Annotated in this window: 17 protein-coding genes and 2 pseudogenes; 10 read left to right on the top strand and 9 right to left on the bottom strand. The window is 65.8% G+C overall.

Annotation, left to right across the window (positions count from 1 at the left end; genetic code table 11):
* Together AKN84_RS35880 and AKN84_RS35875 are read right to left on the bottom strand one after the other, a co-directional pair.
* Positions 1–1476 (bottom strand): chemotaxis protein CheA (locus AKN84_RS35880; RefSeq protein ID WP_162240924.1); only part of this gene is annotated, 1476 nt, incomplete at its 3' end.
* A 378-nt stretch (positions 1477–1854) separates the two neighbouring features.
* Entirely contained in the window at positions 1855–3453 is a 1599-nt protein-coding gene (locus AKN84_RS35875) for a flagellin N-terminal helical domain-containing protein (RefSeq protein WP_050425155.1), read from the bottom strand.
* A 545-nt stretch (positions 3454–3998) separates the two neighbouring features.
* Between AKN84_RS35875 and AKN84_RS35870 the strand changes: the two genes are divergently transcribed.
* From AKN84_RS35870 to AKN84_RS35860, 3 genes are all read left to right on the top strand, one after another.
* Positions 3999–4709 carry a Crp/Fnr family transcriptional regulator gene (locus AKN84_RS35870; protein ID WP_244485683.1) on the top strand — a complete coding sequence of 237 codons (711 nt, stop codon included), beginning with the start codon at positions 3999–4001 and terminating at the stop codon, positions 4707–4709.
* Between the two features lie 181 nt (positions 4710–4890).
* A complete protein-coding gene (locus AKN84_RS35865; RefSeq protein WP_050425153.1) occupies positions 4891–5610 on the top strand; it encodes a Crp/Fnr family transcriptional regulator in 720 nt (239 codons plus the stop codon).
* A 133-nt stretch (positions 5611–5743) separates the two neighbouring features.
* The gene (locus AKN84_RS35860) at positions 5744–5992 is read left to right on the top strand and encodes a hypothetical protein (protein WP_050425152.1); all 249 of its coding nucleotides are present in this window, start codon (positions 5744–5746) and stop codon (positions 5990–5992) included.
* A 14-nt stretch (positions 5993–6006) separates the two neighbouring features.
* Here AKN84_RS35860 and AKN84_RS35855 read toward each other — a convergent pair whose 3' ends face one another.
* Positions 6007–6570, bottom strand: coding sequence for a helix-turn-helix domain-containing protein (locus AKN84_RS35855; RefSeq protein ID WP_244485682.1), 564 nt, complete (start codon positions 6568–6570; stop codon positions 6007–6009).
* 612 nt (positions 6571–7182) lie between these two features.
* On the opposite strand from AKN84_RS35855, the gene AKN84_RS35850 reads away from it, so the two are divergent.
* Complete coding sequence (locus AKN84_RS35850; RefSeq protein ID WP_050425150.1) at positions 7183–7614, top strand: hypothetical protein; 432 nt, start codon at positions 7183–7185, stop codon at positions 7612–7614.
* 376 nt (positions 7615–7990) lie between these two features.
* Here the strand turns inward: AKN84_RS35850 and AKN84_RS35845 are convergent, their stop codons facing one another.
* Entirely contained in the window at positions 7991–8992 is a 1002-nt protein-coding gene (locus AKN84_RS35845) for a glycoside hydrolase family 3 N-terminal domain-containing protein (RefSeq protein ID WP_050425149.1), read from the bottom strand.
* Positions 8993–9178: 186 nt separating this feature from the next.
* Here AKN84_RS35845 and AKN84_RS35840 point away from each other — a divergent pair.
* Positions 9179–11223: pseudogene (locus AKN84_RS35840) on the top strand (acetoacetate--CoA ligase).
* Here AKN84_RS35840 and AKN84_RS35835 read toward each other — a convergent pair.
* Positions 11201–12130 carry a LysR substrate-binding domain-containing protein gene (locus AKN84_RS35835; RefSeq protein ID WP_347337382.1) on the bottom strand — a complete coding sequence of 310 codons (930 nt, stop codon included), beginning with the start codon at positions 12128–12130 and terminating at the stop codon, positions 11201–11203. The pseudogene AKN84_RS35840 and the gene AKN84_RS35835 overlap by 23 nt on opposite strands.
* A 101-nt stretch (positions 12131–12231) precedes the next feature.
* Between AKN84_RS35835 and AKN84_RS35830 the strand changes: the two are divergent.
* The 3 genes and pseudogenes from AKN84_RS35830 to AKN84_RS35820 all read left to right on the top strand — a co-directional run bounded on the left by AKN84_RS35830 (position 12232) and on the right by AKN84_RS35820 (position 15205).
* Positions 12232–13391, top strand: a pseudogene (locus AKN84_RS35830) (alanine racemase).
* A 17-nt stretch (positions 13392–13408) separates the two neighbouring features.
* Positions 13409–14068, top strand: coding sequence for an HAD-IA family hydrolase (locus tag AKN84_RS35825; RefSeq protein WP_050425147.1), 660 nt, complete (start codon positions 13409–13411; stop codon positions 14066–14068).
* Positions 14069–14074: 6 nt separating this feature from the next.
* Positions 14075–15205, top strand: a complete 1131-nt coding sequence (locus AKN84_RS35820) for a threonine synthase (RefSeq protein ID WP_050425146.1) — start codon at positions 14075–14077, stop codon at positions 15203–15205.
* On the opposite strand, the gene AKN84_RS35815 is transcribed toward AKN84_RS35820, so the two are convergent.
* From AKN84_RS35815 to AKN84_RS35800, 4 genes are all read right to left on the bottom strand, one after another.
* Positions 15206–16246, bottom strand: a complete 1041-nt coding sequence (locus AKN84_RS35815) for a glycosyltransferase family 4 protein (RefSeq protein WP_050425160.1) — start codon at positions 16244–16246, stop codon at positions 15206–15208. It lies immediately after the preceding gene.
* Entirely contained in the window at positions 16246–17013 is a 768-nt protein-coding gene (locus AKN84_RS35810; protein WP_430649961.1) for a UDP-2,3-diacylglucosamine diphosphatase, read from the bottom strand. Before AKN84_RS35810 ends, AKN84_RS35815 begins: the two co-directional genes overlap by 1 nt.
* A 353-nt stretch (positions 17014–17366) precedes the next feature.
* The gene (locus AKN84_RS35805) at positions 17367–18026 is read right to left on the bottom strand and encodes a DedA family protein (protein ID WP_050425145.1); all 660 of its coding nucleotides are present in this window, start codon (positions 18024–18026) and stop codon (positions 17367–17369) included.
* A 10-nt stretch (positions 18027–18036) separates the two neighbouring features.
* On the bottom strand, positions 18037–18615 hold the full coding sequence (locus AKN84_RS35800) for a class I SAM-dependent methyltransferase (RefSeq protein WP_050425144.1): 579 nt from the start codon (positions 18613–18615) through the stop codon (positions 18037–18039).
* A gap of 328 nt (positions 18616–18943) precedes the next feature.
* On the opposite strand from AKN84_RS35800, the gene AKN84_RS35795 reads away from it, so the two are divergent.
* Positions 18944–19618: a response regulator transcription factor gene (locus AKN84_RS35795; protein ID WP_050425143.1), complete on the top strand. Its 675-nt coding sequence runs from the start codon at positions 18944–18946 to the stop codon at positions 19616–19618.
* Between the two features lie 5 nt (positions 19619–19623).
* Positions 19624–20991, top strand: a complete 1368-nt coding sequence (locus AKN84_RS35790; RefSeq protein WP_050425158.1) for a sensor histidine kinase — start codon at positions 19624–19626, stop codon at positions 20989–20991.
* Positions 20992–21037 lie beyond the last annotated feature (46 nt).

Genomic DNA, 21037 nt, shown 5'->3' with positions numbered 1-21037 from the left:
AAAACGGTCGCCGCCGGCTTCCACGATCAGGGCCGAGACGATCGCCAGGGTCAGCGGGATCTTGATGGTGACGGAAGCGCCCTCGCCGGCCACGCTCTTGATGTCGATGGTGCCGCCGATCTGGTCGATATTGGTGCGCACCACGTCCATGCCGACGCCGCGGCCGGACACCGAGGTCACTTGCGCTGCGGTCGAGAAGCCCGGCGCGAAGATGAACTTGTGGATCTGGGCCTCGGTCATCTTCTCCAGCTCAGCCTCGGTGACGAGACCGTTCTGGAGCGCCTTGGCCTTGATCCGCTCGGTGTTGAGCCCTCTCCCATTGTCGGCGATGCAGATGATGATGTGGCCACCTTCGTGATAGGCGGAGAGGCGAATGGTGCCTTGCTCCGGCTTGCCGGCCGCGAGGCGCTCGGCGGTGGTCTCCAGCCCATGATCGGCGGAGTTGCGCACCATGTGCGTCAACGGATCCTTGATCAGGTCGAGCACCTGGCGGTCGAGCTCGGTGTCGGCGCCGTGCATCTCCAGCTCGATCTGCTTGCCGAGTTCGCCGGAGAGGTCGCGGACGATGCGCGGCAGCTTCTGCCAGGCATTGCCGATCGGCTGCATCCGCGTCTTCATGACGCCTTCCTGCAGCTCGGCGGTCACGTTGGAGAGCCGCTGCAGCGGCACCTTGAACTCGGTGTCCTCGTTGCGGCGGGAGATCTCCAAAAGCTGGTTGCGGGTCAAGACCAGCTCGGAGACCATGGTCATGAGGTGTTCGAGGGTGTCGACATTGACGCGGATCGACTGGTTGGCGATCTTGTCGCCTTCCTGGACATCCTCGGCGGCGGCCTTGCGGGCCGGCTTCTTCGCGGCCTCAGCCGGCTCGGCGGCGGGCGCAGCGGCTGCAACGGCCTTCGCGGCGGGCGGAGGCGCAGCCACTTCAGTCTCGGTCTCGCGGAAGGCGCGTTCGAGCTCGTCGAGCGAGACCTCGCCGGGACGCAACGGGCGCTCCAGCGTCTGCACCACCAGCGTGCCTTCGGTCATATCAGCCTGCACGGACGGAGCTTCGACGACCGGCACATCTTCTTCAGCAGCCTCGCCGGCAGTCATCGCGGCCATGCCGTGCTCGACCATCGCTTCGAGCTGATCGATCAGGTCGCGGTCGTTGCCCTCGGGCTCGGCTTCGGTCGCCTCGAGCCCGCCCAGGATCTCCTTGATGCGGTCGATCGAGGACAGGATCAGCGTCACGGCTTCCGCCTTCACCGGCATGCCGTCGCGGAATTTGCCCATCAAGGTCTCGCCGGCATGCGCCAGCGCTTCCAGCCGCGGCAATCCTAAGAAGCCGCACGTCCCCTTGATGGTGTGCACAAGGCGGAAAATGTTGTCCAGGATCTTCGCGTTGTTCGGATCCTGCTCGAACTGCACCAGCTGGTTGTCGACCGTATCCAGGCTCTCGCTGCTCTCCGTCAGGAACTCGCGCAACAGATCGTCCATGGATAGGTCCCCTCAAGGTGCTGCGGAACGCTCGCCTCGCATCGATAACTCCTCCGCCTTCACGGCGACGTTAATTTTGCCGTCCGTGCAAATACGGACGAGGAGTCACGCGATCAGACGATGCAGCACGACGTCACGGCCAGTCTCCGGCAACTACCACCCCGACGGGAAAGAGGCCGTTCCATCGGTCATCGCAATTTGAATCAAATGAAATCGCGGAGCCGCTAAGCCGAGCGAAACATTCGCGGCATGGCGTCGGCCTGCATCAAAGCCGGATCGCCCTTTGGTTGAAGCCGGGCGGAAGGTCGATCGCGCAGAAAGCAAAGGCGGCGGGGTTTCCCCCGCCGCCTCGATAGTCGATGTCTGTTGCAGCTACGCTTAGCGGAGCAGCTGCAGGACGCTCTGCTGCGACTGGTTGGCCAGCGCCAGCGCGGACACCGCGATCGACTGGCGGGTCGACAGCGCCTGGCTGTTGGCCGCTTCCTCGTTGGTGTCGGCCAACGTCAGGTTGGACGAGCCGGTCTGCAGCACGTTGATCAGGTTCTTCGAGAAATCCTGGCGGATCTGCACGATCGACAGGTTCGAACCGAGGGTCGAAGCCTGGGTGCGCAGCAGGCCGCTCGCGCTGTTGAGCGTCTTCAGCGTGGCGTTGGCCGAAGCGTTGTCGATGAAGTCCGTGCCGGCGGTCAGCTTGGTGAGGTTGAGGCCGGAGGCATCGAAGGTAACGCCCTGGATCTTCAGCGTCGAGGAGCCCGTCTCGTTGAAGGTCAGCTTGAGCTGATCGCCGTTGAGCAGGTTGATGCCGTTGTACGAGGCGTCCTGGGCAGTGGTGGTGATCTGGTCCAGGATGTTGTTGTACTGATTGACCAGGTTGGCGCGGTTCGACAGGCCACCCGGATCCTGCACCGGGGCGCTGCCCGCGAGGCCGTTGAACAGCTTGCCGGAAGCGGCTGCCGTACCGCCGATCGTGCCGATGGTCGCGGACGCAGCATCGTTGGTGGTGCTGATGGTGAGCGCACCGCCCGCGCTGAGCGAGGCCTGCAGGTTGTTGGCCGCCAGTTTGCTGTTCAGGTCGTTGAGGGACTTCACCTGGCCTGCGCCGCTACCAAACGTGATGTTGGTCTGGGTGCCGTTGCCGGTCGCGCCGATCGTCAGCGTCAGACCGTCGAGCGGCGATGCCGTTGCCACTGTGCGCGCCTTGGTTCCAGCCGTGAGACCGAACGCAGCGAGCCCCGAGCCGGAGATGTTGAGGTCCTGGTTGGTTCCGGTGCTGATCTGGAGCGCGCCGGCCGACACGGTGGAGGCGGTGCCCGTTCCAGTGATGCCGTCAATCGCGGTGAGCAGGTCGCCGACAGTCAGGTTGCTGCCGGCGCCGGTGCCGAGGGTCACGTTGCCGGACGCATCGGTCGTCGACGTGGTCTGCGAGGTCGAGAACGTGATGGACTTGCCGTTGACGCTGATCGTACCGGTCGGAGTCGCCGCCAGGGTATCGGAGTTAGCCGCGGTGACGAGCTTGGTCGCCGCCGTGATCGGCTGAGTGGACGTTTGATTGTTGTTGACTGCCGTACCGGCGAGGGTGGCGTTGCTGTAGGTGGGCGTGCCGCGGATGTCGTCGGTGGTGGCGCCGGTGATCGTGGCGGTGGTCACCTGCGATTTCTGGGAATAGCCGACTGCGGCCTGCAGGGCCTGGTTGGCGACCGACTTGGCGCTGTCGACGAGCTTCTGCAGCGAGGTGATGCCGGTGTTGGCGGCCTGCAGCACCTGCACGCCGTTGCCGATGCCGTCCAGCAGGTTGTTGATGTCGCTGGCGCGGTTGTCGAGCGACTGCGCCGTGAAGAAGTTGGTCGGGTTGTCGAGCGCGGTGTTGACCTTCTTGCCGGTGGACAAGCGGTTCTGCGTGGTGGCGAGCAGGTCGGCCGTCGACTGCAGCGAAAGCAGATTTTGACGGACCGATGCCGAGAGGACGATGCCGGACATACTGATACCCTTCTGGATGAACACGATTGACGCGACGCCGTAAATTTCGCACGGCGACCGGTGCCACACTGGTCCGTCCGCGCTACCCGTTCGTTAAAGGGCTGCTCCGTACAAATACCCAGAACGGCTTTGCCGGTAATTCTACGGCCGCCGGCGCCGGCGCAGGGTTGAGCGGGACCTGGTCGCCACCGGATCAATCTCGTGGCGGCGAATTTGTCCTCGCCTTTGCGGGACTTGCAGCATGCCGGCGGCGCCGGCCGGGCACTTCGAAAAGGCGGGACGGCGATCATGACGACGCACGCTCGGGCGCGTATTAGAGTTAATGCAAATCAATAAATGCGAGACAATGCCGCAACCTCTCTGCCGGATGCGCGTCGTTCGAATCGCCGCGCAGACGGATGCAATGTCCACCGTCTGCCCCCTAGAGGGTATAGGGTTCGCACTACAACCCTTGTGCTATTGGACAGGCAAGCTATGGTCGCACTCCACACGCCAAGAGTAGGTGATGCGAGACCGTAGTGCTCCCGCCCTCGGCAGGAGCTCCAATGTCCGCGGTAACGCGCCCGCCCAATCGTCTGTTGCAAGCACTTCCCCCAGCGGAATACGCGCAACTTCATCCTCTTCTGGAAACCGCCGACCTGACCAAGGAAACGGCGCTCGCCGATGCCGGCGCGCCGGTGCAGCGGGTTTACTTCCCGCACGGCGGCGTGGTCTCGATGATGATCAATCTGTCCGACGGGCAATCCGTCGAGATTGCAACCATTGGTCGCGATGGCGCGGTCGGCGCGTCCGCCGCCCTGCATGAGCGGCCGCTGCTCGCCGACGCGATTGTCGTGGTGCCGGGCACGGCGTCGGTGGTGCGGGCCGAGGATTTCCGCGAGGCCGCCGATCGCAGCGCCGAGTTCCGGACGCTGGTTGCGCTCTATGAGCAGGCGCTGATGGCGCAGACGCAACAATCCGTCGCCTGCAATGTCTCGCATCCGGTGGAGGCGCGGCTGTCGCGCTGGCTGCTGCGCGCACGCGACCTGTGCGGCAGCGAAGCCTTGCCGCTGACCCAGGAGATGCTGGCGCAGATGATCGGCGTGCGGCGCAATGCGGTTTCGATCGTCGCGCACGGATTTCAGCAGGCCGGCATCCTGCGTTACAGCCGCGGCCATATCGAAATCACCGATATCGACGGCCTGCGGAAGGCGGCGTGCGAATGTTATGCGACGGTCAAGGCGCACGCCGAACAATTGATCGGGCCCGAAGATTGATCGCACCGACCTCATGTCGCCGCGGATAATGTGAGGCCGCGGCGATCAGCGTATTCCTAATGGAACCGGGATGTGTTTCCATTGGAACCCAGACGTGCCAGAATAAGTTGCGAGCACGTCTGGCTGCACGCGTCAGCCCTGGTGACCAGAGACAAGCTTTGCCGGGAGGCAGGAGGTTGCTTTGGATACGGTTCCGCGATCACCCAACGGTTTTTTGTCGTCGCTCTCTGCGAGCGATTTTGAGCTGATCCGGCCGCACCTGCGGACGGTCGACCTCGCTGCCGATTCGGTCCTGATCGAGACCGACGAGATGCTCAAGCGGACCTACATGCCGCACAAGGGCGTGATCTCGCTGGTGGTCAAGCTGGCGAGGGGCGAGCGCGTCCAGGTCGCCATGGTCGGCCGCGACAGCATCTTTGGCGCATTCGCCCCGCTGGTCGAGGGGCGGGTCTTGAACAACGCCACGGTGCTGGTGCCCGGCCTCGCCTCGACGGTCGAGCTCGAGCCGTTGCGCGCGGCTGCCTGCCAGAGCCCGACGCTTCGCACCATGCTGCTCCGGCATGGGCTCGCCGTCTACGCCCAGATCCAGCAGACGGCGGGCTGCAACGCCGCGCATACCGTGGAGTCGCGGCTGGCGCGATGCCTGCTGCACACGCGCGACCTCTCCGGCAGCAACAAGATCGTCCTGACGCAGGAGGCGATGGCGCAGATGATCGGCGCGCGCCGCAACAGCGTGTCGCTGGTCGCGCATACCCTGCAACAGGCGAATTTCATTCACTACAGCCGCGGCCACATCGAGATCACCAACGCGGACGGACTGATCAGGACCGCCTGTGAGTGCTACGCCGCGGTCAAGGCGCAGTATGCGGGGCTGCTGAGTTGCAAGGAAACCAGCGGCTAGCGTTTGGATTCAAACGGTCCCCGTTTCGCGAAAAACGTTCTGGCCGTCGCGCAAGCCGTACTTCTACGGCGTAGGATTTTCACCGTCGGATAACGCTGCTTCCGCAAAGTCGCGTGGACGCACGGGGGAGCCGATGTTCACGTACGAGACGACCGACCGGAAGGAAGCCCGGCGCTTCCGCATGGCCCAGTTCAACGGCCGGCCCGCCACCGTCAGATCCGCCGGCGCGACGGTCACGGGACGGGTGCGTGCGATCGTCGAAAGCAGGTCCGGCGCAACGGCGGCATGGGTGGTCACGATCGTTCCGGACGAACCGAAGACGGCTGCTCCCGCCGCGCGGCTCGCGCCGCGGCTGTACTTCGCCGCAGAAGACGATTTCTGACAACCGGTCGCCGCTCAGGCGGAGTGCAGCAGGGCCTTGCGGACCAGATCCGCGGTGTTGCGCGCGCCGAGCTTGCGCATCGCCTCGGCACGATGGCTCTCGAAGGTGCGCGGGCTGATGTTCATCCGCAGCGCGCCCTGCTTGTTGGAATAGCCGTCGCTGATCAGGCTGAGCACTTCGCGCTCGCGCTTGGTCAGCGGCTTGCGGCCAGCCTCCGGCGCGAACATGACATCGGGTGACCGGACGCCAGCCGGCTTGTCGTCACCCTGCGGCCTGAGGTCGGCAGCCGGAACAGCATTCGGGTAGAGATCCGAAATCTGCTTCAGCATCGCGGACACCCGCTCGGTCTGTTCGAGCGCGTTCTCGATCACCTGCCGCAGATAGACGCCGTTGCCGGGCGCGTGCGCGAACTGCTGACTGTGCTGTTTGAGCTCGTTCATATAGAGCAGCAGCGCCGTCACCGGCCCGTTGAACTGCCGGACGATGGCCGCACCGGCGTCGGTGGTGACCTGCGGTCGCGGCGCGGTGGCCCCATGAACCTCAGCCTGCGGCCCCTCGAGCGCCGCGGTTCCGCCCATCCATGCCGGAAGGCGCGCCTCGGCTCGATTGTCATGTTGCGTCATAAGTATGGTTTACCGAAGGTGAACTTGTGGCCGCGTTAACACGGGACTCCGTAAAACTACGGGTGACGCAACTGTGACCTCGGGCCCCAGCCTGCCAAGCAGGCGCAGATTACCGCTGATTTGGCAACGAATCTCGCATATTTGAGTCGAATTACAGTATTCTTACGGGACGACGGGTTGCTTCGTCCCGATGGCCCCACAGGTGAATTCTTACCGTCCCGGCTTTTCGCGGGACGCATCCCACACCTGCTGTCACGTCAGAGATAGCCGGATTGCGCGCCGCGCCTTCGACATCACGGGCGCCGGAGCCGGAGGAATTTCTGCAGGAACCGCCCCGAAAGAACGAACCTGAACCACCAATACGCCATTCGCCGGGTCGACATCGATCATCCCTCTAAACACGGGATCGCATCGGCTTACCGCACGTTGGGCCACGTTCGTATGAGGCGGTTCACATTGAACCGGCGGACGCGGGGTCAGGCGAATGTCAATTTACAGCCCCGGCACGCGCCGCGATGATCGCCGCCTCTCGGCCAACAACTCTCGACCAACAAAAAGGGTGCGACAATGCAGCGAGGGCGGAGCGGGCGAAATGGATCCTGGATGATGATCGCGGCGCTCGCCTCGGCACTGCTGGTCAGCGCCGGTGCGCGGGCCCAGACCACGCCGACCGGTGACGCAGCGCCGGCCCAGGACAACACGATCATGATCACGATCTTCTTCAAGCATGATCAGTCGCGCCCGCTCAGCGAACTCAATGCGCAACTCGAGCGGCAGGGCTTCTACAAGGCGTTTCCGCCCGAAGGTGTCGAAGTGGTCAGCTGGTACGTGATGATGGGCGCCGGCCAGGTGGTGACCCTGCGGCTGCCGGCGTCACGGCTGCGCGAGGTCAACCGCGTCATCGAGAGCAGTGCCTGGGGCGCCTATCGCACCGAGTTCTATCCGACCTACGACTACAAGGCGGTCGGGATCGGCAAGCACGAAAAAGCGAAGCAGTAGCGCATCGCGCCGAGATCGGAGTTGAAGTCGCGGCCGCGCGCCGGACTTATCGGTTCTGGTTCAGTCAGAACCGGCTCACCTCTGATCCAATGCGCTGCCTATGCGTGAGCGCGCGGGCGCTCGCTCAGCCGCTTTGCCAATATCCGCAGATCCTGGCGGCGCCCGCTGCAAAGCAGGCGGCTGAATTCGTCGGGATCGATGGAGGCAGGTGGAAAATCGGCTGAACTGCGTGCGACGCGGCGTAGCCAGGTCAATCGGAAGAGACGCCTGAGCATCTTCATGGTTGTTAGCCCCGATGAGCGCCTTTGTTAAATCGCGGTAATGAAATTGGTTCCGTCTCTTGTGGTCGCACCGCGCGAAAATTGGTTCAACGCCATCAGGCGAGCAGCGCCTTGCGCTTTTGCACGCGCGCAATCGATCGTCGCACCGCGGCCTGATCCAGCGTTCCGTCCTGCACCGCACCCGCGACCGCCGCGGCAATGCCGGCCATCGCCTGCTCCTGGTCGAACAGATTGTTGCCGATGCAGATCATGTCCATGCCGGCGGCGATCGCCTGCAGGCTGGCCGCGCTGGTGCCGAGCGCCTTCTGCAGCCCCTGCATCTGCATATCGTCGGTGATCAAGAGCGTCTCGGGCAGACGGCGGCGCAGCCGGCCGATCCCGGCCGGTGACAGGGTCATCGGATGATGCGGGTCCCACTGGCGGACAATGGCGTGACTGACCAGCACCGCCTCGCCGAAAATATCCGGGGCCAACGCGTAGAACAGCTCTTCCTGCTCCGGCCGCAGCGCATCGGAAATGTCCATGAACTCCAGATGCGAATCGACGAACGCACCGCCGATGCCCGGATAATGCTTCAGGCAAAGACCAACTCCGGCCTGCCGCGCCGCGGCGTCGACCAGCCGCGCATTGGCCTCGACCTCGCCGAGATCGGACGAATAGGACCGCTTGATCCTGCCGATATTGGGGTTGTCGGAATTATAGTCGACGTCGATGACCGGCGCGAAATTGTAGCGGATGCCGAGCCGCCACAGTTCGTCATAGCTTGCGCCAAGGATCGCCTGCTTCTCCGTCGGCGCGAGCAGATTGAAATCCTTCGCACTCGGCAGCGGCTGGAAGCCGAGGCCATCCTTGAGCCGGCGCACCAGACCGCCCTCCTGGTCGATGAAGACCAGCGGCCCTGACGGCAGCGCCGCGATCTCGGCGCAGAGCGACTGCACCTGCGCGGGCGAAGCGACGTTGTTGTCGTATTGCCGGGTCTGGCACGAGTAATCGAACAGGATCACCCCGCCGAGCCCGAATTGCGCGGCAAACTCCGTCAGCCAGCGCGGAACGACCTTGCCGTAGAAGCCAAGGATGAAGAGTTCGCCGACGGACATGGCCGCTCACTTGTCGGATACGCATGGAATCAGCGCGTACCCAAGGGAATAGCACGCGGCCGCGGCGGTAAGAATATGACGCAAGCCGCGGCGCGACCGCGTTCCCCGTGATCGCATCCCTATGTTAAGACACGCCGGCACGCCTCACTGGCGTCTGCCACACACAAGAAACTCCGGAAACCGCTCATGACCGCACCTTACGTCCCGCAAATGGCCCTTTACCGCGACTGGCTGAAGGAGACCCGCGGCCTTGCGTTTGCGGATTTCGAGGCGATGCGGCGCTGGTCGGTCACCGATATCGATGGCTTCTGGCAGAGCGTCTGGGATTATTTCGACCTGCGCTCGCCGACGCCGCATACCGCGGTGCTGGCCGAACGCAAGATGCCGGGCGCGGTGTGGTTTCCCGGCGCCTCGGTGAACTATGCGCGCCAGGTGTTCCGCCATGTCGCGCCGGCGCATGCCGCCGGCCTGCCGGCCCTGATTGCGAGCGGCGAAGACGGCAAGCTCTCGGAGACGAGCTGGCCCGAGCTGCAGCGCCAATCGGCGGCGCTGGCGCTGCATCTGAAGGCCAAGGGCGTGCGCGCCGGCGATCGCGTCGCGGCATACTTGCCGAACATCCCGGAGACCATCATCGCGTTTCTTGCGACCGCGAGCCTCGGTGCGGTCTGGAGCGTCTGCGCGCCCGACATGGCGGCGCCCGCGGTGATCGACCGCTTCAAGCAGATCGAGCCGAAGGTGCTGATCGCCTGCGACGCCGTCACCTATGCCGGCAAACGCCATGACCGGCAAGGCGTGATCGAGGAGCTGCGGCGCGCACTGCCGACGGTCGAGCATGTCATCCTGCACAGCGACGTGGCGCCACCAGCGACACGGCTGTCATCGATCCTCGCAGGCCAGGGCGCTGACATCGACGCCTTCGAGCCGGAATGGCTGCCGTTCGATCATCCGCTTTGGATCGTCTATTCCTCGGGCACCACGGGATTGCCGAAACCGATCCTGCACAGTCACGGCGGCATCATCGTGGTGGCGCTGCCGCTCTCGACGCTGCACAACGACCTCGGTTGCAGCTACCACCCGAACTCGTTCGGCGAACGCTTCCACTGGTACTCTTCGACCGGCTGGATCATGTGGAATTGCCAGGCCAACGGCCTGCTCAACGGCACCACCTGCTGCATCTTCGACGGCAGCCCCGGCGGCACCAAGGACAAGCCGGACTGGACCACGCTGTGGCGCTTCGTCGCCGACGCCAGGGCGACCTTCTTCGGCGCGGGCGCGGCGTTCTTCGCCAATTGCACCAAGGCGGAGATCGATCTCGCCGCCGTCGGTGACCTCTCAAGCCTGCGCGCGCTCGGCTCGACCGGCTCACCGCTCTCAGCCGATACGCAAGCCTGGTTCAACGAGCGCTTCGCCGCGCTGTCGAAGCGCAACGGCAATGCCGCGCAGGCCGACATGTGGTGGGCCAATATTTCCGGCGGCACCGATTTCGCCGGCGCCTTCATCGGCGGCAATCGCGAATTGCCGCAGACGCCGGGCATCATGCAATGCCGCTTGCTGGGCTGCGCGGTGGAAGCCTTCGACGAGCAAGGCCGCGCCGTGATCGATGAGGTCGGCGAGCTCGTCTGCACCGAGCCGCTGCCCTCGATGCCGCTGCGCTTCTGGAACGATCCCGGCAATGCGCGCTATCTGTCGAGCTATTTCGAAACCTATCCCGACAATTTCGACGGCAGCGGCCGCGGCCCGGTATGGCGGCACGGCGACTGGCTCAAGATCAACCCCGACGGCTCCTGCGTGATCTACGGCCGCAGCGACGCCACCATCAACCGCCACGGCTTGCGGATGGGCACCAGCGAGCTCTACTCGGCGATCGAGGCGCTGCCGGAGGTGCTGGATTCGATGGTCGTCGACCTCGAATATCTCGGCCGCGACAGCTACATGCCGCTGTTCGTGGTGCTGCGCGAAGGCGTCGCCCTCGATGCGGCGATGAAGGCGAAGATCAACCAGGCGGTCGAGGCCGGGCTGTCGCGCCGCTTCCTGCCCAACGACATCTTCGTGGTGGCGGAGATTCCACGCACGCTGTCCGGCAAGAAGCAGGAGTTGCCGGTCAAGAAGCTGCTGCTCGGCCACCCCGTCGAAAAGGTCATCAACCGCGATGCGATGGCCAATCCCGCTGCCTCGACTGGTATCTCGACTTTGCCAAAAACTATTTGCTCAAGCGGGCCGGCGCCGCGTAAGCGATCGCGCTTTGGTCAATGCGGCCTGCCGCGCCACGGCGGCGGCGCAAGCGCGGCGCGCAGGTGCTCGACGAAGGCCTGCGTGCGCCTGCCGCCCACTGCGGCCCGGATTGAGCAGCGCAACGATGTCAGCCGGCGGCAGGCGATGGTTCGGCAGCACACGGACCAGCCGGCCAGCGGCGAGATCCTCGGCGACATCCCACTCCGACCTGACGATCAGGCCGTGATCCGCCAGCGCCCAGGCCTTTACGACCTCGCCGTCATTGCTCGACAGCATCGGCTCGATCCTGATGACGTCAGGCTCCGAGGCGGCACGCTTGCGGGAGAACCGCCACAGCGTCACGTCTTCCTCGTTCTCGCGCAGCGCAATGCACTGATGCAAGCGCAGATCCTGCGGACGCGCCGGCGTTCCCCAGCGCTTCAGATAGGCTGGCGAGGCGCAGAGAAAACGTTCGTTCGGCGCAAGACGCTGCAGGCGAAGCGTGGAATCCTTCAACGCACCGATGTGGATCATGACGTCCCACGCACTCACCGCGGCACGCCCCGGCCGATCGGACAGTTCGAGCTCGATCGACACCTCGGGATGACGTGATCGGAAGGCGGCAACGACCGGGGCGATGTAGCGGCGTCCGAAGCCGAGCGGCGCAAGGATCTTCAGATGGCCTGCGATGGTGCCGCGACGCGCTTGCAGCGCTTCGGTCAGCTCTGTCGCCTCGTCGAGCAGCGTGCCGCCGCGCAGCACCAGCAGTTCGCCCTCATCGGTCAGCGTCAGCCGCCGGGCCGAACGGCTGACCAGCTGAACGCCGAGCCGCTGCTCGAGGCTCTGCAGCCGCTGCGAGACCGCCGATGGCGTCACGTCGAGCGCCCGCGCGGCGGCCGCGAGCGACCGGGCCGCTGCGATGGCCATGAAGAAGCGGATGTCGTCGGTCGAAATCATTAAGTCTAGACTTAATATAGTAGTGACATTCGGTAAATTGTACTTAGCGCAGAAACGGCTAGTCTCGCCGCATGTCATCAGCCCCCGTCCTGAACGCGCCGCATCCGCTTGCCGGGATCGAGACGCCTTGCCTCGTCCTCGACGAAGACCGGATGCTGCACAACATCGCCCGCCTGAAGACGCGGCTGGCGCGGCTCGGCGTGCCGCTGCGCCCGCATCTGAAGACGGCAAAATCAATCCCGGCGGCGCGCGCCGTGATGGACAGCGCAGGCGGCCCGGCGGCGGTCTCGACCCTGCAGGAGGCCGAGGTCTTTGCCGCAGCAGGCGTGAAAGACATCCTCTACGCCGTCGGCATCGCGCCGCAGAAGCTCGATCGGGTGGCCGCACTGCGGCGGCAGGGCGTGGACCTCTCCGTGGTGCTGGACAGTCTCGAGCAGGCGGCTGCCGTCACCGCGGTGACCCGCGCAACGAACGACCGCATTCCCGTGCTGATCGAAATCGATTGCGACGGACATCGCGCCGGGGTCGGCGCAAGCGATCCACAGCTGGTCGAGATCGGCCGCGCGCTGCATCAAGGCGGCGCCGAGTTGCGCGGCGTCATGGCGCATGCCGGCGAATCCTATTCCTGCCGCAGCGTTAAGGCACTCGAGCAGGCCGCCGAGCAGGAGCGCGCCGCCGCGGTCGCCTGCGCGAGGCATTGCGCGCAGCCGGACTGCCCTGCCCCGTGGTCAGCGTCGGCTCGACGCCGACGGCGCATTTCGCGCGCCGGCTCGATGGCGTCACCGAGGTGCGCGCCGGTGTCTTCGTGATGTTCGACCTGGTGATGGCCGGGATCGGCGTCTGCGCCGTCGAAGACATTGCACTGTCGGTGCTCGCCACGGTGATCGGCCATCGCGCCGATCGCGGCTGGACCTTCATCGATGCGGGCTGGATGGCACTGTCGCGCGATCGCGGCACCGCGAAGCAGCCGATCGACCAGGGCTACGGCATCGTCTGCGACATCGGTGGACGCCCCTATCCCGACCTGATCGTGACCGAGACCAATCAGGAGCACGGCATCATCGCCGTCCGGCCCGGCAGCACCGCACCGCAGGTGACGCTGCCGGTCGGCGCGAAGGTGCGGATCCTGCCGAACCATGCCTGCGCGACGGGAGCGCAGCACGACCGTTATCATGTCGTCGCTGCCGGCTCCGACACCGTCAGGCAATGGGAGCGGTTTCGCGGATGGTAGGAAACGGAGCGCAGCCCATGAGGCGAGCCTATGACGCCGTGTTGTTCGACCTCTTGACCGCGCTGCTCGATAGCTGGACGCTGTGGAACAAGGTCGCCGGCTCCGATGAAGCCGGGCTGCGCTGGCGCGCCGAGTATCTCAAGAACACCTATGCGACCGGGCGCTATCGCTCTTATGAGGATCTGGTGGGCGAGGCGGCGCGCAATGTCGGGCTGCCGTTCGAACGGGCCGCAGAGCTTGGCGCACGCTATGCGGAGCTCGATCCCTGGCCCGAGGTTCGCGATGTCCTGCAAACGCTGCACGATGCCGGCGTCGCGCTCGGCGTCGTGACCAACTGCTCGGAGCAGCTCGGCCGCATCGCCGCCGACCGCCTCGGCGTCCCCCTCACCGTGTTCGTGACGGCCGAACGCGCCGGCTATTACAAGCCGCAGCCACAACCCTACCAGCTCGCGCTCGACGAACTGCCGGTCCCGGCAAATCGATGCCTGTTCGTCGCGGGATCGGCCTATGACCTGTTCGGAACGGCACGTGTGCACCTGCCGATTTGGTGGCATAATCGGGCCGCAATGAACCTGCCGGAAGGGGCGCCCGCCCCGATCATGGTCCGCGACAGCCTTGCGACCTTGCCGGCTTTTGTGCTTGGACACGACCTGTCCGGCCCGCCCCTTGAGGACTGAATCGAGATGCCTTCGCCCAGCTATATCGACCCGCTCAACGGCAAACTCTACCCGCTTGATGTGCCGCGCTGGTGCTCCGACGAGGGCAAGCCGCTGCTCGTGACGCCGCTGCCCGGCATCTCCCGCGACGAGATCGATCGCGGGACGCGGTCGCTGTGGCGCTATCGCGCGGCGCTGCCGGTCGAGATCAGGCAGCCGATCACGATGGGCGAAGGCTGCACGCCTGCGGTCGAGAAGGAATGGGACGACCTGCGGCCGCATTTCAAGCTCGAATGGTTCAACCCGACCGCAAGCTTCAAGGATCGCGGCACCACGGTGATGCTGTCGTTCCTGCGTCAGCTCGGCGTCGATGCGGTGCTGGAGGACTCTTCCGGCAATGGCGGCGCGTCGGTTTCCGCCTATGGCGCGGCGGGCGGCACGCGGGTGAAAATCCTGGCGCCGGCAACGACGTCGCCGATGAAGGTGGCGCAGATGCACGCCTTCGGCGCCGAGGTGCAGCTGGTCGAAGGGCCGCGCGAGGAATCCGAAGCGGAAGCGATCCGCCAGTCGAAGCAGATCTTCTACTCCAGCCACAACTGGCAGCCCTTCTTCCTGCAAGGCACCAAGTCGCTGGCTTATGAAATCTGGGAAGATTTCGGTTTCACCGCGCCCGACAATGTCATCATGCCGGTCGGCGCCGGCAGCAGCCTGCTCGGCTGCTACACTGGCTTCAAGGAATTGCTGGCGGCCGGGCAAATCACGCGGCTGCCGCGGCTGTTCGCGGCGCAACCGCTCAATTGCTCGCCGGTCGATGCCAGCTTTGCCGCCGGCGTCGACACGCCGGTCGATCGCGAAGTCCGCAAGACCATCGCCGAAGGCACCGCGATCAAGCATCCGCTGCGGCTGAAGCAGATGGTCGCGGCGCTGAAGGAGAGCGGCGGCGGTACCGTCGCGATTCCCGAAGACGGCATTGTCGCCGCACTGAAGCGGCTGGCGTCGAGCGGCCTGTTCGTCGAACCGACCTCGGCCTCGGCCGCCGCCGCGCTCGACGTCCTGAAGGCGCGCGGCGCGATCCGGCCGGCGGAGCGCACCGTCGTCATCATCAGCGGCACCGGGATCAAGGCCGCAGGGCTGATCACGGAGTTGCTGGGCAGCTAGTCAGCCTGCAATCGCTCCCGCGACGGCCGCGCGCGCCGGCGAGGCGTGCGCCCGCCCGATATTGTCGAGGAACTGCCGCACGCTTTCCTGCCAGGTAAAGGTCAGAGCGTGGGCGCGGCATTTCTCGCGTGGCACGCGCAGCGCGCCGAGCGCCGCGCGGCGCAGATCGTGATCGAGACATCCACAGCCTGATTTTCCGATCACATCGAGCGGCCCCATCACCGGAAACGCGGCGACCGGCACGCCGCAGGCCAAGGCCTCGAGCAGCACCATCCCGAACGTATCGGTCAGGCTCGGAAACACCATGACGTCGGCCGACGCATAGACATCGGCGAGCGCCCGCCCGGTCCGCGTGCCAAGAAAATGAACTTGCGGAAACCGCGCCTGCAAGCTGCTGCGCAGCGGCCCATCCCCGACCACGACTTTGGATCCCGGCAGGTCGAGCCCGAGAAAGGCATCGAGGTTCTTCTCGACCGCGACGCGGCCGACATAAAGAAACACCGGCGCCGGGAAAGCGTGCGGAGGCTCGGCGCGCGGACAAAACAGCTCGGCATCGACGCCGCGCGACCACGGCATCAGCTTGCGGAAACCATGCGCCCTCAGCGCCTGCTCGAGCGACGGCGAGCCGACCATGATGCCGTCGCCGCCATTATGGAAGCGGCGCAGCGCCGCGTAGCTCCAGCGCAGCGGCACCGGCAGCCGCGCGGCGAGATATTCGGGAAAGCGGGTGTGGTAGCTGGTCGTGAACGGGTAGCCGCGCGTCTGGCAGACATGGCGGCTGATCCAGCCGATCGGACCTTCGGTCGCGATGTGCACCGAGTCCGGGCGCGCTGCGTCGATCGCGCGCGCGATGCGCCCGATCGACGGCAGCGCAAGCCGGATCTCCGGATAGCCCGGCAACGGCACGGTGCGGAAATCGGCCGGCGTCAGAAAGCTGATCTCCGCGCCAAGCGACGGCGCCTCGCTGGCGAGATATTCGAGCGAGCGGACCACGCCATTGATCTGCGGCCGCCAGGCGTCGGTTGCCACCAGGACACGCATCAGGCGACCGCCTCCGCGAGCGGCACCAAGCCTGCCGCGTTCGACGCCGGCTGCGGATCCGTCCATCGGACGATTTCAAACTGCCCATCATAGCGCTCGACCACGCCGGTGCAGGACTCCACCCAGTCCCCAGTATTGATGTAGCGCACGCCGAAATCATCGTGCATCGCCGCGTGGTGGATGTGACCGCAGATCACACCCTGAACGTTGCGGCGCCTGGCCTCGGACGACAGCACCTCCTCGAACCGGCCGATGTGGTTGACCGCATTCTTGACCCGCAACTTCGCCCAGGACGAGAACGACCAATAGCCGAACCCGAATTGGCGCCTGATCCGGTTGAGCCAGACATTGGAGGCCAGCGCGGCCCGATAGCCGACATCGCCGATCAGCGCGAGCCATCGCGCATGCCGCACCACGAGATCGAAATGATCACCGTGAACGACGAGGTAGTCGCGGCCGTCGAGGCCACGATGGATTGCCCGTTCGACGACCTCGACGCCGCCGAACGCCGCGCCGGCATAGTCGCGCAGGAATTCGTCGTGATTGCCGGGAATGTAGACCATGCGCCGGCCCCGCTGCGCGAGCGCGATCAGTTCGCGCACGACCGCATTGTGCGCCGTGGGCCAATACCAGCTCGACCGCAGGCACCAACCATCGACGATGTCGCCGACCAGGAACACGGTCTCGGCATCGTGATGTCGAAGGAAGTCGATCAGTCGCTCGGCCTGGCACCCTCTGGTTCCGAGATGGACGTCGGAGATGAACAGGCTTCTGACCCTGGCGGGATGCCGCGACGAGAGCCGCACCGCGCCGGCGCGATCGCCGCCGATCGGGACCGGGACGTTTCGGTCGGCTTCGCTGCCATCAGGCCGCAGTGCCGTCGCCATGGCCTCCGCCAATCCCGCGAGCACGCGCGTGACATCGCGGCTGGCGCATCGCCGGAAGATCGAGCGGTGCCAATAGATCCCTGCCGCGAGAACCAGCAGCGCGAACTCGGCCGCGCGATATCGCCCGCCGGATGCCGCGACGCCGAACTGATAGCTTGCGGCCAGCACCAGCAATGCCGCGGCGGCACATTCGAGCGTGTGCGAGCTGGGCCGCAGGCGGGACAGCAGGCCTCTCATGCGCTTTCCTCCATTGGCAAGCGTGAAGGAAGAGCTCGCGGCTTCGCGAAAGGCCGCGGCGCGAGCGAGCGCTTGTAGAAACGGAAGCCTAGGAAGAGCGCGACCTCCACAGCGATCAGGACGACCACCACCCAGAAGCCGAGGCTGACCGGATCATGGCCGCTGCCGCGCAGCGCATAGCCCAGCGTGAGGAACGGCATGTTCCAGATCACGGTGCCGATCGCCGTCGCCATCACGAAAGCGCGCGGCTCCAGCCGCAGCACGCCGGCGGGCAGCGCCAGATAGATCCGCACCGTGGGCAGGGTCTGGCCGATCAGCGTCACCCAGAAATGATTGCCGCGATAGGCGTCGGTGAGCTGCTGGTAGAGCGAGGGGCGCAGCAGCACGAACTTGCCGTAACGCGTGACCAGCCCTTCGATGCGCCGCGAGCCGAGCGCACGCCCGAGCCCGTACCAGCCGATCGCGCCGATGACCGACCCGGCGCTGGTCGCCAGGATGGTCATCGCGAGCGTCGTGCCGTCGGAGACCGTCAGCCCGAGCAGCATCAGCAGCACATAGGACGGCAGCAGCGGGATGAACTTCTCGGCAACGGCAAGGCAACCAACACCCACCAGACCGAAGTGCAGGAACATTGCGATCGTGCTCGACGTGTCCATGACGCCTCGATCAAGCGTGGGGATGGCGGCGGCTGATCCGGTACACGGACGCCGGCGGCAGATTGCGGAACGTCTGCCCGATGCAGCTCGCCTGCAGATCGAGGCGATCCAGGATCGCGTCTGCTACCGGACAACGCGGACCATAGGTGATCTGGTAGAAGGCACCGTCGGCGCGGAGATAGCGGAAGGCGGCATCGAGGATCGTCGTGACCTTCTCCGGCGGCATGATGAGAAGCCCGAGCCCGCTCACGACCGCGCCGACCGGTGCCCCTTCAAACAGCCTCTCCCTCCACAGCCAGGCGGCATCCATCCAGAGCACCCGGGCGCCCGGGAAGCGCTGCTGCAGCAGCGGGATGAACTCGGAGCCGTATTCCACCAGCGTGAGATCCTGCTGCCTCACACCGCGCTTCAGCAACGCGCAGGTGAAGACGCCGGTGCCGGGGCCAAGCTCGATCACCGGACCGGTGTCCGCCGTGATCTCCTGCGCCATCAGGGACGAGACGGCGGGCCCGGACGGCGCGACCGCGGCGACACGCATCGGATTGCGCACCCAGGCGCGGAAGAACGGCAGGATGTCAGCAGCCGACATGCTGGAGCTCCCGCACGCTGGGCGCGTTGCGCATCTCGCGCCGCGAATTCGTTGACAAGGCCATTCCCGTATCTTTCGCATTGCAGGCGCCATGTGTCGGAGGCTCCCGCCAGTTGAGCGTGTCGGTCGGCGACGGGACGATTCGGCCCGCTCCGATCGAGGCCTCTGTCTCATGCGAAGCTTGCGCCAGCCTGTCGCGAATGGACGCGCGTGCGAAATTTCACGCCGCGACGCATTGGCGCGGAGCAAACCGCAAGGTTGCCGCAATGAATCGGACATAAAGCCGGCAGATCGAGTGACGAACCCGATGCAGGGATAAAGACGACGAATGCGCGTGCTGTTGGTGGAGGACCAGCCGGAAATGGTCGCAGCGCTGCGTGCGGCACTCGCACGCCACGACATGCTGGTGGATCACGCGCCTGACCTGTCGGAAGCGGAGGCGATTGCCGCGGCTGGCAGCTATGATGCGATCGTGCTCGACCGGCAATTGCCCGATGGCGACGGGCTGTCGCTGATTCCGAAGCTGCGCGCCAGCGGCAACACGGTGCCGGTGCTGGTGCTGACCGCCCGCGGCGAGCTCGCGGACCGGATCTCGGGCCTCGATTGCGGCGCGGACGATTATCTCGGCAAGCCGTTTGCGTTCGAGGAGCTGCTGGCGCGGTTGCGCGCGCTGCTGCGCCGGCCCGCCAATGTGCAGCAGCATGCCGCGCGGATCGGCCGCCTGTCGTTCGACTTCGCCCATCGCGAGGCCAGCGTCGACGGACGCCCCCTGGAGATGCCGCGTCGCGAACGGCTGGTGCTCGAGGCGCTGCTACATCGGATGGGACGCATGGTGCAGCGCTCCGCGCTGATGGAGGCTGTCTACGGCCTCGACGACGACGTGCAGCCCAATGCGCTGGACACCCATGTGTCGCGCTTGCGCCGCAGGCTCACTGAAGCCGACGCCGGCGTCGCGATCAACGGCGTTCGTGGCCTCGGCTATGTGCTGCGAGAGACACCGTGAGCGTGCTGCGACCGCGATCCCTCACCTGGCGGCTGATCGGGCGGCTCGCGGGCCTGCAGGCCGTCACGTTGACCCTCCTGATCTTGCTGATCGGAGCGGCCGCGATCGGGCTGCTGCGGGCCGGGCTTTTGATCGGCGAGTACGAAGGCAGCACGCTCGACACGCTGCGCGACGCCATCATGCGCGATGAAACGGGCGAACTGACGCTGCGCCGGACGCCGGAGCTCGCAGCCCTGCGCGCCGAGCATGCCGACCTCTGGTTCGTGATCCGCGACGGCGCGGGGCACCAGCTCTCCGAGGGAGCGGTGCCCGCGCAATTCGCGCCGATTGCATCAAGCCTCGATCAGGTGAGCGAGGCGCGGCTCAAATGGAACGCCGCGGAAGCCGCGCGCCCCGCGGGCCTCGTCAAATGGGTCGACACCTCGGCAGGCCGGATCCAGATCCTGACCGGCACATACGGCCAGCTCTCGATGTGGCGCGCGCTGGAGAGCACGCCGCTGCTGTTCCTCAACATGATCCTGCCGATCGTCGTGCTGATGACATTGGCGACGCTGGTCGCGACCCCATTCGTGGTGCGCCGAGCCATGAACGGCCTCGCGCAAGTCGCGGCGCAGGCTGAACGCATCGACATCGACCAGCGCGGCGTTCAATTGCCGCTCGACAAGGTGCCGATCGAGATCACCCCGCTGGTCAAGGCCATCAATGCCGCGCTCGACCGCCTCGACAAGGGTTACGAGCGTCACCGCCGCTTCCTGGCCGATGCCGCCCACGAACTCCGCACGCCGATCGCGATCCTCTCGACCCGGGTGGCTTCACTGCAGGCCGGGCCGGAGAAGACCCATCTGCTCGAGGACGCGACCCGGCTGAGCGTCATGGCCGGCCAGCTGTTGGACCTGCAACGGCTCGACCAGCGCGCCGACACGTTCGGCCCCGTCGATCTCGTCGGCGTCGCGCGGCAAGTCGTGCTCGACCTCGCGCCGCTCGCCTTCGCGGCAGGATATGAAATGTCCTTCGAACACGAGGACGAGACCATCGTGGTGAGCGGCGACCAGACCTCGCTCGAACGTGCCCTCACCAACCTCGTGCAGAACGCCATCGACCACGGGCAGCGGCGCGGCACGATCCTGGTCCGCCTGACGACATCAGGCTGGATCGAGGTCTGCGACGACGGCGACGGTATCCCGCCCGACGAGCGCGAGCAGATCCTGGAGCCGTTCCGCCGGCTGCATCCGGGCGGGCGCGGCGCCGGCCTCGGCCTCGACCTGGTGCAGTCCATCATGCGCCTGCATGGCGGCCGGATCGAGGTCGATCAGGCGCCGTCCGGCGGCGCCTGCATGCGCATGGTGTTCCCGAAGGTTCAGCCGTCCTGCTGATCGGGCCGATTACCGAACGACGGATCAGGCCGGCGACTTGATCGAT

The organism is Bradyrhizobium tropiciagri (assembly GCF_001189845.1).
GTDB lineage: Bacteria > Pseudomonadota > Alphaproteobacteria > Rhizobiales > Xanthobacteraceae > Bradyrhizobium > Bradyrhizobium tropiciagri.
Note: the sequence above shows the minus strand (reverse complement) of the source record. Positions and strands in the feature narration are given on the sequence as shown.

Coding starts and splice junctions, on each gene's coding strand:
- AKN84_RS35875 (WP_050425155.1), bottom strand. CDS start 3,453: ATGTCCGGCATCGTCCTCTCGGCATCGGTCCGTCAAAATCTGCTTTCG.
- AKN84_RS35870 (WP_244485683.1), top strand. CDS start 3,999: ATGTCCGCGGTAACGCGCCCGCCCAATCGTCTGTTGCAAGCACTTCCC.
- AKN84_RS35860 (WP_050425152.1), top strand. CDS start 5,744: ATGTTCACGTACGAGACGACCGACCGGAAGGAAGCCCGGCGCTTCCGC.
- AKN84_RS35855 (WP_244485682.1), bottom strand. CDS start 6,570: ATGGGCGGAACCGCGGCGCTCGAGGGGCCGCAGGCTGAGGTTCATGGG.
- AKN84_RS35850 (WP_050425150.1), top strand. CDS start 7,183: ATGCAGCGAGGGCGGAGCGGGCGAAATGGATCCTGGATGATGATCGCG.
- AKN84_RS35845 (WP_050425149.1), bottom strand. CDS start 8,992: ATGTCCGTCGGCGAACTCTTCATCCTTGGCTTCTACGGCAAGGTCGTT.
- AKN84_RS35835 (WP_347337382.1), bottom strand. CDS start 12,130: ATGGCCATCGCAGCGGCCCGGTCGCTCGCGGCCGCCGCGCGGGCGCTC.
- AKN84_RS35825 (WP_050425147.1), top strand. CDS start 13,409: ATGAGGCGAGCCTATGACGCCGTGTTGTTCGACCTCTTGACCGCGCTG.
- AKN84_RS35820 (WP_050425146.1), top strand. CDS start 14,075: ATGCCTTCGCCCAGCTATATCGACCCGCTCAACGGCAAACTCTACCCG.
- AKN84_RS35815 (WP_050425160.1), bottom strand. CDS start 16,246: ATGCGTGTCCTGGTGGCAACCGACGCCTGGCGGCCGCAGATCAATGGC.
- AKN84_RS35805 (WP_050425145.1), bottom strand. CDS start 18,026: ATGGACACGTCGAGCACGATCGCAATGTTCCTGCACTTCGGTCTGGTG.
- AKN84_RS35800 (WP_050425144.1), bottom strand. CDS start 18,615: ATGTCGGCTGCTGACATCCTGCCGTTCTTCCGCGCCTGGGTGCGCAAT.
- AKN84_RS35795 (WP_050425143.1), top strand. CDS start 18,944: ATGCGCGTGCTGTTGGTGGAGGACCAGCCGGAAATGGTCGCAGCGCTG.